12 protein-coding genes and 1 pseudogene are annotated in these 12,194 nt (G+C 70.8%); 10 read left to right on the top strand and 3 right to left on the bottom strand.

The features are described from left to right. Positions 1–13 precede the first annotated feature (13 nt). The 10 genes and pseudogenes from IH45_RS0109045 to IH45_RS1000000145125 all read left to right on the top strand — a co-directional run bounded on the left by IH45_RS0109045 (position 14) and on the right by IH45_RS1000000145125 (position 10,219). Positions 14–1,132, top strand: a complete 1,119-nt coding sequence (locus tag IH45_RS0109045; RefSeq protein WP_030664156.1) for an inositol-3-phosphate synthase — start codon at positions 14–16, stop codon at positions 1,130–1,132. Further along, positions 1,129–2,073, top strand: coding sequence for an SCO3242 family prenyltransferase (locus tag IH45_RS0109050; protein WP_030664159.1), 945 nt, complete (start codon positions 1,129–1,131; stop codon positions 2,071–2,073). Before IH45_RS0109045 ends, IH45_RS0109050 begins: the two co-directional genes overlap by 4 nt. Further along, positions 2,070–2,930 (top strand): sugar phosphate isomerase/epimerase family protein, encoded by an 861-nt coding sequence (locus IH45_RS0109055; RefSeq protein WP_030664162.1) that lies wholly within the window; start codon positions 2,070–2,072, stop codon positions 2,928–2,930. Before IH45_RS0109050 ends, IH45_RS0109055 begins: the two co-directional genes overlap by 4 nt. Further along, a complete protein-coding gene (locus tag IH45_RS0109060) occupies positions 2,927–3,526 on the top strand; it encodes an EboA domain-containing protein (RefSeq protein WP_030664165.1) in 600 nt (199 codons plus the stop codon). The genes IH45_RS0109055 and IH45_RS0109060 overlap by 4 nt, the downstream gene beginning before the upstream one ends. After that, positions 3,526–4,377, top strand: a complete 852-nt coding sequence (locus tag IH45_RS0109065) for a TatD family hydrolase (RefSeq protein WP_030664169.1) — start codon at positions 3,526–3,528, stop codon at positions 4,375–4,377. The genes IH45_RS0109060 and IH45_RS0109065 overlap by 1 nt, the downstream gene beginning before the upstream one ends. 3 nt (positions 4,378–4,380) lie before the next feature. Then, complete coding sequence (gene eboE / locus IH45_RS0109070; protein ID WP_030664172.1) at positions 4,381–5,550, top strand: metabolite traffic protein EboE; 1,170 nt, start codon at positions 4,381–4,383, stop codon at positions 5,548–5,550. Beyond that, complete coding sequence (locus IH45_RS0109075) at positions 5,547–6,941, top strand: nucleotide pyrophosphatase/phosphodiesterase family protein (RefSeq protein WP_030664177.1); 1,395 nt, start codon at positions 5,547–5,549, stop codon at positions 6,939–6,941. The genes eboE and IH45_RS0109075 overlap by 4 nt, the downstream gene beginning before the upstream one ends. Before the next feature lie 199 nt (positions 6,942–7,140). Further along, positions 7,141–7,230 (top strand): annotated as a pseudogene (locus tag IH45_RS1000000149750) (hypothetical protein); the annotation flags it as partial. A gap of 46 nt (positions 7,231–7,276) precedes the next feature. Then, positions 7,277–7,600: a hypothetical protein gene (locus IH45_RS1000000149755; RefSeq protein ID WP_050514673.1), complete on the top strand. Its 324-nt coding sequence runs from the start codon at positions 7,277–7,279 to the stop codon at positions 7,598–7,600. 480 nt (positions 7,601–8,080) lie between these two features. Continuing rightward, positions 8,081–10,219, top strand: coding sequence for an alpha-L-fucosidase (locus IH45_RS1000000145125; RefSeq protein WP_050514674.1), 2,139 nt, complete (start codon positions 8,081–8,083; stop codon positions 10,217–10,219). On the opposite strand, the gene IH45_RS1000000149760 is transcribed toward IH45_RS1000000145125, so the two are convergent. The 3 genes from IH45_RS1000000149760 to IH45_RS0109095 form a co-directional block, all read right to left on the bottom strand. Next, positions 10,118–10,762, bottom strand: coding sequence for an alpha-galactosidase (locus IH45_RS1000000149760; protein WP_324607927.1), 645 nt, complete (start codon positions 10,760–10,762; stop codon positions 10,118–10,120). The genes IH45_RS1000000145125 and IH45_RS1000000149760 overlap by 102 nt on opposite strands. Further along, positions 10,759–11,067 (bottom strand): glycoside hydrolase family 36 N-terminal domain-containing protein, encoded by a 309-nt coding sequence (locus IH45_RS1000000149765; RefSeq protein WP_030664183.1) that lies wholly within the window; start codon positions 11,065–11,067, stop codon positions 10,759–10,761. The genes IH45_RS1000000149760 and IH45_RS1000000149765 overlap by 4 nt, the downstream gene beginning before the upstream one ends. Positions 11,068–11,482: 415 nt before the next feature. Continuing rightward, positions 11,483–12,181: a FadR/GntR family transcriptional regulator gene (locus IH45_RS0109095; protein ID WP_030664186.1), complete on the bottom strand. Its 699-nt coding sequence runs from the start codon at positions 12,179–12,181 to the stop codon at positions 11,483–11,485. Positions 12,182–12,194: the final 13 nt, after the last annotated feature.

Here is a 12,194-nt window from a genome sequence, read left to right on the forward strand (position 1 = left end):
AGAGGCACGCGCCATGACACCTCCCACATCGGCACGTACGGGAATCTGGCTGATCGGGGCCCGCGGATCGGTCGCGACCACCGTGGTGGCAGGCTGCGCCGCCGTCGCGAACGGCCTGCGGCCGCCGGTCGGCATGGTCACCCTCACCCCTCCCTTCCAGGACTGCGGGCTGCCTCCCCTTGGGGCGCTCGTCTTCGGCGGGCACGACGTGGTGTCCTGCCCGCTGCCGAAGCGGGCCGAGCAACTGGCCGCGCAGGGAGTCCTGCCGTACGACGTCCTCGCGGCGGTACAGGAGGAACTCGCCGCGGCGGAGGCCGCGATCCGGCCCGGAGGCGCGGTGGCCGGCGACCTGCGCGACGGCCACGAGCTGGTCAGCAGGTTCGCGGAGGACATCGTCGCCTTCCAAACGGACAACCGGCTCGCACGGTGCGTGGTGGTCAACGTCGCCTCCACCGAGCCCGCACCGCGTGCCGACGACACGGGAATGCCCGCGAGCTCGCTGTACGCGGCCGCGGCGCTGTGGGCGGGCGCCGCTTACGTGAACTTCACCCCGTCCACCGGACTGCACCACCCGGCGCTCTCCGGGGCGTACAAGGTGCCGGTCGCCGGGCGGGACGGGAAGACCGGGCAGACGCTGCTGCGGTCCGTGCTCGGACCGATGTTCGCGCAGCGGGCGCTCGCCGTGCGGTCCTGGTCCGGCACGAACCTCCTGGGAGGCGGTGACGGCGCGGCCCTCGCCGACCCGGCCGCGGCCGCCGCCAAGAACGCGGGCAAGGAGCGCGTGCTCGCCGACACGCTCGGCACCGCCCCCGAGGGCCAGGTGCACATCGACGACGTGCCGTCGATGGGGGAGTGGAAGACTGCCTGGGACCACATCGCCTTCGAGGGGTTCCTCGGTGCGCGGATGGTGCTCCAGACCACGTGGCAGGGGTGCGACTCGGCCCTGGCCGCGCCCCTCGTGCTCGACCTGGCGCGACTGCTCGCCCGGGCCCACGAAATCGGGATCACCGGACCGGTCCCGGAGCTGGGCTTCTTCTTCAAGGATCCGGACCCGGGGGCGTACGCCTCGCTCGCCGAGCAGCACCTGGCGCTGCTGGGCCTCGCGGGGCGACTGCGGGAGGGCGACGCGTGAGCTCGCTGCGGGACTGGGCACAGCTGCTTCGGGTCTCGGCGCTCTTCACGGTTCCCGGAGACGCACTCGCCGGGGCGGCCGCAGCAGGCGCGCGAGCCGACGCACGCACTCTGCGCGCGATGGGGTGCTCCCTCTGCCTCTACGAGGCAGGCATGGTCCTGAACGACTGGGCGGACCAGGACGAGGACGCGCGGGAACGCCCGGACCGGCCCCTCCCCTCGGGACGCATACGACCCGCCGCGGCCATGGCGGCGGCGGTCGCACTGACCGGGGCGGGCCTCGCGCTGGCCGCAGCGGCGGGGCGGACGACCGCCGCCGTCGCGGGAGCGCTGGCCGCCACGGTGTGGGCGTACGACCTGAAGCTGAAGCACACCAGCGCGGGTCCGGCGGCGATGGGCCTGGCCCGGGGCCTCGACCTGCTGCTCGGCGCGGTGGCGTCAGGGAGAAGGCCGCTGCGGCCCGCCGTGTTCATCTCATCGGCGGCGCTGGCCGCGCACACGTACGCGGTCACATGTGTCTCCCGGAACGAGACGACGGGCGGGTCCAGCCGCGCTCCGCTCGCCGCTCTGGCCGCGAGTGCGGCCATCGGAACGGCTCTGGTGACGAAGCGTTCGCCCGGGCTCGACGGCACGGGCGCAGGCGGAGGGGTGGCCGCGCGGGCCTCGGTGTCCGGCGCCACCCGTGAAAGCCGCCTGGCCCGCGGTCTCATGATGCCGTCCTTCGCCGCCGCTTACGTCGCCGCCGCGGCCCGCCCCTTCCTGCACGCCGCCCTCAACCCTTCCCCGCCCCTCACCCAACGGGCGGTCGGCGGTGGCATCCGCTCCATGATCCCCCTCCAGGCCGCGCTCGCCGCGCGTGCCGGCGCTCCTGTGGTCGGCGGCGCGCTGCTCGCGCTGGCGCCGGTAGCACGCCGCCTCTCCCAAAAGGTGAACCTGACATGACCCTGCGCTTCGCCTACGGCACCAACGGCCTCACCGACCTGCGACTCGACGACGCGCTCCGCCTCCTCGCCGACCTGGGATACGACGGTGTCGGCCTGACGCTCGACCACATGCACCTCGACCCCATGGCAGCGGACCTGGCCTCCCGCACCAGCCGCCTGTCCCGCGTCCTGGGCTCCCTGGACCTGACGGTGACCATCGAAACCGGTGCCCGGTATGTGCTCGACCCGCGCCGCAAGCATGGTCCCTCGCTCGTCGACGCGGACCCGGACGGCCGCGCGGCGCGGGGCCGCATGCTGGTGCGCGCCGTACAAGTGGCCGCCGACCTGGGCGCGCACGCGGTGCACTGTGTCAGCGGCAGTCTCCCTGAGGGCGTCGATCCGGACACGGCATGGCAGCACCTGGCCCACGAGCTGGCCCCTGTCCTCGACGCCGCCACGGGAGTGGGTGTTCCGCTCGCCCTGGAACCTGAGCCCGGCCATCTCCTCGCCACCCTCGCCGACTTCCACCACCTCCGCCACCTGCTCGGCGGCCCCGAAGCACTGGGCCTGACCCTGGACATCGGCCACTGCCAGTGCCTGGAACCGGCTCCCCCCGCCGAGTGCGTCCACGCGTCCGCGCCGTGGGTGCGGCACGTCCAGATCGAGGACATGCGCCGCGGTGTCCACGAACACCTGCCGTTCGGCGAGGGAGAGATCTCCTTCCCGCCCGTGCTCGACGCCCTGTCCGAACTCACCCGCAACGGTTACGAGGGGTTGATCACCGTGGAGTTGCCCCGCCACTCGCACGCGGGGCCGCACCTCGCCGAGAAATCCCTCCGCTTTCTGCGTGACCGCGTGGCAGGAGCACACATATGACCGACGACCTGACCATCCGGTGGACAGACCTTGACGACTCGACCCGAGCTTGGCTCGCCCGCACCGTGTTCGAAGCCGCCACCGCGCCTCGGGGGCCCGACGGCTCCCCGCCCGTCTGGGAGAAGCGGTTCGCCGAGGCGGGCCGACACTGCCGGGGCGCCGAGGACGACGCCCGAGTCCTCCTGCTGCACGCGGTCCGCCCCGGGGCGACCACCCTCGCCCAGCTCTACGCGCACGGCACCGCCGCCGAACGCCGGGCCGTCCTCCGCGTCCTGCCCCACCTTCCGTACCTCAACCCCACCGACGTGCTCCCCCTGGTCGAGGACGCCCTGCGCACCAACGACACCCGCCTCGTCGCCGCCGCCGTCGGACCCGCCGCCGAGCACTTGGAGGACCACGCCTGGCGGCACGCGGTCCTCAAGTGCCTGTTCACCGGCGTGCCCCTGGACGCGGTGGCCGGTCTTGAGCGTCGTGCCAAGGGGGACCGTGAGCTGGCCCGGATGCTCACCGACTACGCAGCCGAGCGCGGCGCGGCGGGCCGCCCCGTGCCTGAAGACCTCCACCGTGTCCTGAACCTCGCCACCCAGGAGTCCTGATGCGTATTTTCGATCCCCATATCCATATGACATCCCGTACCACCGACGACTACGAGGCGATGTATGCCGCCGGTGTGCGGGCTGTGGTCGAGCCCGCTTTCTGGCTGGGGCAGCCGCGCACCTCGCCTGCTTCCTTCGTCGACTACTTCGACTCCCTCCTCGGCTGGGAGCCGTTCCGCGCCGCCCAGTACGGCATCGCCCATCACTGCACGCTCGCGCTCAACCCCAAGGAGGCGAACGATCCGCGCTGCATCCCCGTCCTGGGCCTGCTGCCCCGGTACCTGGTGAAGGACAACGTCGTCGCCGTGGGGGAGATCGGCTACGACTCCATGACACCGGCCGAGGACGGGGCCTTGGCGGCGCAGTTGGAGCTGGCCGCCGGGCACGAGCTGCCCGCACTCGTGCACACCCCGCACCGCGACAAACTGGCGGGTCTGCGCCGCACCCTGGACGTGGTGAGGGAGTCTGCTCTGCCGCTCGACCGGGTTCTGGTCGACCACCTCAACGAGACCACCGTGAAGAAAGCGAAGGACGCGGGCTGCTGGCTGGGCTTCTCCGTGTATCCCGATACCAAGATGGACGAGGACCGGATGGTCGCCGTCTTGAAGGAGTACGGGCCTGAGAAGGTGCTGGTCAATTCGGCTGCTGACTGGGGCAGAAGTGACCCGCTCAAGACCCGCAGGGTCGGCGACGCGATGCTGGCGGCAGGCTTCACCGAGGACGACGTCGACCGCGTCCTGTGGCGCAACCCGGTCGCCTTCTACGGGCTCAGCGGCCGCCTCGCCCTGGACGTCCAGGCATTGGACGCGGCCACGCATGAGGGAAACTCCATCCTGCGCGGCGGGGAGTGAGCCATGCGCTTTCGCCACCCCGACGGCTCCACCGTCCACCTTGCCTACTGCACCAACGTCCATCCGGCCGAGACCCTCGACGGCGTCCTCGCCCAGCTCCGCGACCACTGCGAACCCGTCCGCAGACGCCTCGGCCGGGACCGGATCGGCATCGGCCTGTGGCTGGCCAAGGACGCCGCCAGGGCGTTGACCGCCGACCCGACCGCACGGCGAAGCCTGCGTACCGAACTGGACTCGTGCGGCCTGGAAGTGGTCACCCTCAACGGCTTCCCGTATGAGGGCTTCGGCACGGGCGAAGTCAAGTACCGCGTCTACAAGCCCGACTGGGCCGACCCGGAACGCCTCGCCCACACCATCGACCTCGCTTGGCTCCTCGCCACCCTCCTGCCGGACGACGTGAGCGAGGGAGCCATCTCCACGCTGCCGCTGGCGTGGCGCGACAGCTGGGACGCCGCGCAGGCGGCACTGGCTTGCTCCGCGCTCATGGTCCTGGGGCGGCGACTGGACACGCTCGCGGAAGTCACGGGCCGTTCGATCCGCATCGGCCTGGAGCCCGAGCCGGGATGTGTCATCGAGACCACCGACGACGCTCTGGCTCCTCTTGGGGAGATTGCTCATCCCCGTATCGGCCTCTGCCTGGACACCTGTCATCTCGCCACTTCCTTCGAGGACCCGGCGACCGCGCTCGATGCCCTCGCCGCCGCCGGCATCCCCGTCGTCAAGTCCCAGCTCTCCGCCGCTCTGCATGCCGAACGACCCCACCTTTCGGATGTGCGCGCGGCTCTGGCCGCGTTCGACGAACCCCGCTTCCTGCACCAGACCCGGGTGATGACCGCTACCGGCCTGCACAGCACTGACGACCTCGGCGAGGCCCTCACCCGTGACGTGCTGCCCGATACGTCCCCCTGGCGCTCCCACTTCCACGTGCCGCTGCACGCGATGCCCGCACCCCCGCTCACCTCCACCCTCCCCGTCCTCAAGGACACACTCGCCCGACTCGTCGGCGGACCGCACCCGCGCACTCACCACCTCGAAGTCGAGACCTACACCTGGCAGGCCCTCCCGCCCGAGCTGCGCCCGCGCGCCCGCCATCAGCTCGCCGACGGCATCGCCGCCGAACTCACGCTCGCCCGTGACCTCCTGACGGACCTCGGCTTGAAGGAACTGCCATGACCCCACCCGTCGCCCGGAAACCCACCCCGCTGCTTGTCCTGGACGTCGTCGGCCTCACCCCTCAGTTGCTCGACCACATGTCACGCCTGGCCGCCCTCGGCGCGCAGGGCTCCCAGGCGGCCCTGGACACCGTGCTGCCCGCGGTCACCTGCACCGCTCAGTCGACGTTTTTGACCGGCACCCCGCCCGCCGAACACGGCATCGTCGGCAACGGCTGGTACTTCCGCGACCTCGGCGAGGTCCTGCTGTGGCGCCAGCACAACGGCCTTGTCGCCGGCGACAAGCTCTGGGACGCCGCCCGCCGTGCCCACCCCGCCTACACGGTCGCCAACATCTGCTGGTGGTACGCCATGGGCGCCGACACCGACATCACCGTCACCCCCCGCCCCGTCTACTACGCCGACGGCCGCAAGGAACCCGACTGCTACACCCGGCCGGTCGAGCTGCACGACGAACTCACCGCCAGACTCGGCACCTTCCCCCTGTTCCACTTTTGGGGCCCGGGCGCGGACCTCGTCTCCAGCCAATGGATCATCGACGCCACCCGCCATATCCTCACCACCCGCGAACCCGACCTCGCCCTGTGCTACCTCCCCCACCTCGACTACGACCTCCAGCGCTTCGGCCCCGACGACCCCCGCGCCCACCAGGCCGCCGCCGACCTGGACACCGCCCTCGCCCCCCTCCTCGCCGACGCCCAGGCCCAGGGCCGTACCGTGGTCGCCCTGTCCGAGTACGGCATCACCCCAGTCAGCCGCCCCGTCGACATCAACCGCGCCCTGCGCCGCGCCGGGCTGCTGGAAGTCCACACCCAGGACGGCATGGAATACCTCGACCCGATGGCCTCACGCGCCTTCGCCGTCGCCGACCACCAGATCGCCCACGTCTACGTCCGCCGCCCCGAAGACCTCCCCACCACCCGATCCGCCCTCGAAGGCCTGCCCGGCCTCGACCACCTCCTCGAGGACGAGGGCAAAAAGGCCCACCACCTGGACCACCCGCGCTCCGGCGAACTCGTCGCGGTGGCCGAGCCGGATGCCTGGTTCACGTACTACTACTGGCTCGATGACGCCCGCGCGCCCGACTTCGCACAGCTCGTCGAGATCCACCGCAAACCCGGCTACGACCCGGTCGAGCTGTTCATGGACCCCCAGGACCCCTATGTGCGGCTCAAGGCCGCGGGCGCCCTGGCCCGCAAGAAGCTCGGCCTGCGCTACCGCATGGCCGTCGTGCCTCTCGACCCCTCACCTATCCGCGGCAGCCACGGCCGCCTTCCCACCCACCCCGGCGAAGGCCCACTCATCCTGTGCTCCACCCCCCATGCCGTCTCCGGCCGCGTCGCGGCCACCGAGGTGAAGTCCCTGCTGCTACGGCTCGCGGGACTTGCCTGACCGGACGGCCCCCACCACGTCCGGAGCCAGGCCGAGCCTCGACGGTAACGTGATCAAGATCGTCGATAACAGCTCTACGGCCGACCGCCTCGACGTCGTCATCATCGGTGACGGCCATACCAGCGGCGAACTCGGCCGGTTCCGCACCGCGGCCAAGGCCTCCGAAGCCGACCTCATGATCGTGCTCGCCAAATGCCGCATGTATGGCGGCGCAGGCTACAACACGCCCAGCCCGCGTCTGGGCTATGAGGGGATAGCCACCGCGTCGGCCGGTCACGCCCAGTGCGCCCAGGTCGCCATCCACGAGACGGGGCACTCGCTGGGCGAACTGGCTGATGAATACTTTTACCAACGGCCCCGGGTACGAGCGCTACCGCGGCCCCGAGCCCGGGCGGCCCAACATCTCCAACCTGACCGCCGCGCAGTTGCGCGGCGGCCGGACCAAGTGGTACCGCTGGCTCGGCCAGAACTCGCCCGACGGTGGCACGGTGGGCGCGTACCAGGGCGGCGGCTACTACGTCACCGGTCTCAACCGCCCGACCCACACCGCGCGCGTCTCCCTCGCCCAGCCCGTCGGCCGCCATGCCGCGCCCCTCAAGGTGACTGGTATCTGCACGGACAGCGCCTGGCCGACCGCGACCTGCGAAGCAAGCGCCTGAACTCTGGCGGCGCCACCGCGGCCGTCGACGTCGGCAGCCTGCCCCTGAGCCGCCGAACCGCCACCCCCAACACGCTGACCGACACGGCAGCCGTCAGTGACGTTTCACCGAGCGCCGGCGCGCCGACAGCGGGTCCAGCTGCTACCTGTACCGCGATGCCCTGGGCGGTAGCCACCCGTGGTGTGCCGCTGACCGGTAGGCGCACCGTGCGGCGGACAGATCCGATGAATCTGCCGTTTCCGGTGCGCATTTTGGAGACATCTGTGCGATGTCTTGTCTAGAGGTCTGATGTGTTGCACGCTCTCGTACACCAACGCAGGACTGGGCGCCGCGACCGTGCTCCGCTTCGGGCAACGGTGGGCGGGGCGCCCCCGCGCGGCGCCGGACCAACAGGTCGGCGCCCTGCCCCTACCCCGTGTTCATCCCGGCTGTCGTCGCCGAGCTCAGTCCTGCCCTGACGCAACTAGGGAGCCGTGACACATGTCCAGACGATCGACCGATACGCCGCCGCCCCGCCGGAGGGCGTGGCGGTCCGCGACCCTCGCCCTCGTCGCGCTCGCCGTGGCGGGCGGCGGTGTCGTCGCCGCAGGACCGGCAGCCGGAGAGGAAAGGGCCCCCCGATCGGCGGCCGCGGAGGGGGAGAACCCCATAGTCACGATCAACGACTCGGACACACAGGCGCAGATCCTTGAGAAGGCGGCGAAGGTGACGCCGACGGCGAGACAGCTCGCCTGGCAGCGGGAGGAGCTGACGGGTTTTGTCCACTTCGGCCCGAACACGTTCACCGGGAAGGAGTGGGGGGAAGGCACCGAAGACCCGAACATCCTCCAGCCGAAGGAGCTGGACACCGACCAGTGGGCGCGCACATTCAAGAGCGCGGGCTTCAAAAAGGTCATCCTCACCGCCAAGCACCACGACGGCATGCTCTTGTTCCCCTCGGCCTACTCGGACTACGGGATCGCGAAGAGCAGCTGGATGGGTGGCAAAGGCGACATCGTCAAGTCCTTCACCGACTCGGCACGCAAGTACGGCCTGAAGGTCGGCTTCTATCTGTCACCCGCCGACGGCCATGAGGCGCAGCCGGGCGGCCGTTACGGCAACGGCAGCGCGAAGAAGACCACGACGATTCCGAGCAACGGTGGCGGCGGCCCGAAGTTCACCTTCCAGGCCGACGACTACAACCGCTACTACATGAACACCCTCTACGAGCTGCTCACCAAGTACGGCAAGCTCGACGAGCTGTGGTTCGACGGGGCCAATCCCTGGCCGGACAAGCCGCAGTCGTACAACTTCAACGACTGGTTCAAGATGGTCCGCACGCTGCAGCCGTCCGCTGTCATGTTCAGCGGTCCGGACATCCGCTGGGTCGGCAATGAGCATGGCTTCACCACGCGGGCCAGCGAGTGGAGCGTGGTCCCGCAGTCCGGCACGGCCGATGTGGACGGCGAACGCCACTCTAAGTACGGCGAACAGGCCGACAACATCGCCGGTGACGACAAGCTGACCACGGACGCGGACTATCTGGCCTGGCACCCGGCCGAGTGCGACGGCCGGCTCCAGGGCAGGGACTGGTTCTGGGACCCGAACGCTCACCCCAGTCCGCTGCAGACCCTGCAGAACATGTACCGCAACTCGGTGGGCAAGAACTGCCAGCTCCTGCTGAACGTCGCTCCGGACAACAGGGGGAAGGTGCCCGAGGCGGCGGAGAAGCGTATGCGCGAGTTCGGTGAGTGGATCAGGTCGGTCAACTCGACCGACCACGCTGCCGGGGGCACCGCGAGCAACGACACGGGTACCGCCAACACCCCCGGGAACGACCCGGCCAACGTGCTGGACGGCAAGGACTCCACCGCCTGGCAGCCCACGGGGAGGACGGGCTCGCTCGTCGTGGACCTGGGCTCCAAGAAGACCTTCACCACGGTGAACCTCCAGGAGAACATCCAGGTGGGCCAGCGCGTTTCGGGCTTCGCCGTGGACGTGTGGGACGGTTCGCAGTGGCGTGAGGCCGGCAAGGCCACCACGATCGGATACCGGCGGCTGCTGCAACTGCCGGAGCCGGTCACCACCCAGAAGGTCAGGCTGCGGATCACGTCGTCCCGCGCGCTGCCCCCGGCCATCGCCACCCTCGGCCTCCTGGACGACCGCTCTGCCCCGAACCTGGCACAGGGCAAGCCGGCCACTCAGTCCAGCACCCTCGGCATCACGTCCGGTGCCGACCGGGCCGTGGACGGCAACACCAGCGGTGAGTACTTCGCCGGAGGTTCCGTCACCCACACCTCCCTCACCCCGATCGACGACAACCCGTGGTGGCAGGTCGACCTCGGCTCGTCCCAGCGCGTCGGCAAGGTGAAGCTGTGGAACCGTACCGACTGCTGCTCCGACCGGCTCCGCAAGTTCTACGTGTTCGCCTCCGACAAGCCCTTCACCTCGAACGACCCGAAGGAGCTGGCGAAGCAGGACGGCCTATGGAGTCACTACCAAGAAGCGGCCGTCGCCACCTCGCCGAACGGCAGCACCTCACTGAGCCTGAACGTCGACCGTGACGCCCGCTACCTGCGCGTCCAGCTGGTCGGCTCGGACCGGCCGTTGTCGCTGGCCGAGTTCCAGGCCTTCCGCTGATCCCCACGCAGCTCTGCCGTGCGGCCCGTGGCGCCCGCCTGACGGTTCGGTTCTCGTCCAGCGGGTGACCCGGGCCGCACGCGCTGACCCGTCCCGGCGATCAGGCGACGGACGGCTCAGTTGGCCCGCAGTTCCAGGACCACGGCCTGGGCCCACACGCGGTCGGCGTGCTCCAGGTTGCCGTAGTCGATCCGCGCGCCGCCGGAAAAGCACTGCTGGGACCGGTGCGGCGAGGAGCCAGTCCGGATGGGCGCGGGCGAGGTCGGAGTCGGGGTTCACCATCTCCGGCTCGACCCAGAGTCCGACCTGCATGCTCAGCGACCTGACGCGGGCGACCAGCGGGTGCAGACCGTCGGGCCACACCGTCGGGTCGACCGTCCACTCGCCGAGCCGGTCGAGCCGATGGTCGAAGTACACCGCCTCCCAGGTGTTCAGCATCACCGGCCGGGCGCCCTGGGATGGTGCGGCCGGGCGCGCAGCGTCCGGTGCAGGCGGTCGGTCAGCCCATCGAGCGCTTCGTCGGACCAGGCGAAGTAGATTCATGGACTCCCATAGGGCTCGCCGCCTGTGAGGCGGACCTCACCCGCGGCGAGCAGTTCCCCGGCGCCGAGGACCGGGCCGTGCTCGGGCAGCCGTTCCGTGTAGTGCGCGTGGTCGCCGCTCCAGCCGGCATGGACCGCCCACACCGCGCCGCGCCCGAACCCGAAGCCGGGCTCGCCGGCGATGAGCATCCCGGTCGCGTCGTGGCCGGTGCGGCCGCGGCGGGACTCGCGGGTCGTGAGGCCGTGCCGCATGGGCCCCGGCTGCGGGGTGCACTCGCCGGACCAGCGCCCGGTGAAGTCGAGCACCTCCGACGCCCGGCCCCCAGGCCGGAAGCAGGCAGGACACGGACTGGAGCGTGAAGGCCGCGGAGCCATCGTTGACCACCTGGTGCCGCATCCGCAGTACCCCGGTCGGCTCCATGCGGATCTCGGTAAGCACCGAAACCTCCGCCTGCGCGTCGCGCGCTTCGTTCCGCACGCTGCCACCGGTTTCCTGGCCCCGGGCGACGTCGACCGGGCGGACCAGCTCCAGGCACAAGTGGGGGAAGCGGCCGTCACGGCGGCCCAAGATCCCGGGCCGCCCGGCGGGTGGCGGGCCCCGGGTGTCACGGATGCGTAACGCCGCGGGACGACGGGCTGCCGCCGCGTTCCTGAAGGGTGTCACGTCCTTCAGCAGGGGCGGTCCCTCCTCTCCGGAGGGACCGGCCATTACCTTGGGGAATCAGTCGAGTTGCGCACGAAGCCACTCCTCCACCACGCGCACATGCGCGGCCGCCGCCGTCCGGGCAGCCTCCGGGTCCCGCGCCTTGAGGGCGTGGTAGATCCGCCGGTGGTCCTCGCGGGCCTGGGCGAGCGCGGCCGCGTCCTGGTGGCCGCGCCGCACCCTGGTCCGGAAGGTCGGGGAGGAGAGCTGATCGATGATCGCGGCGAGCGACTTGTTGCCCGCGGACCGCGCGATCGTGCGGTGGAAGGCCATGTCGGCGGCGATGAACTCCTCCGCCTCGGTGGCCTCGTTCATCACGGCCAGATGCCCGGCGACCGCCGCCAGCTGGTCCTCGGTGATCCGGGCGGCGGCCTGCGCGGTGGCGGCGGACTCCAGGATGCGGCGTACCTCAAGGAGCTCGACCAGCCGCTCCCTGGGGGAGACCTCCGCGACCAGGCCGAAGGTCTCCAGGAGGTCTCCGACCTCCAACTGCGTCACGTACACGCCTGAGCCGTGCCGCGCCTCCAGCACGCCGAGGACCGTCAGGGCCCGCACCGCCTCGCGCATCGAGCTTCGGGAGATCCCGAGGCGCTCCGCGAGGTTGCGCTCGGTGGGCAGCCGCTGTCCCGGCTCCAGTGTGCCCGCCGCGATCATCTCCTTGATCTGCCCGATGGCTCGTTGTGTGACGGTCCCCTTGACGGGGGTCGCGACCTCCATGGTGCCCCTCTCC

It is taken from the genome of Streptomyces rimosus subsp. rimosus (assembly GCF_000720725.1).
In the GTDB taxonomy this organism is placed as follows: domain Bacteria; phylum Actinomycetota; class Actinomycetes; order Streptomycetales; family Streptomycetaceae; genus Streptomyces; species Streptomyces rimosus_A.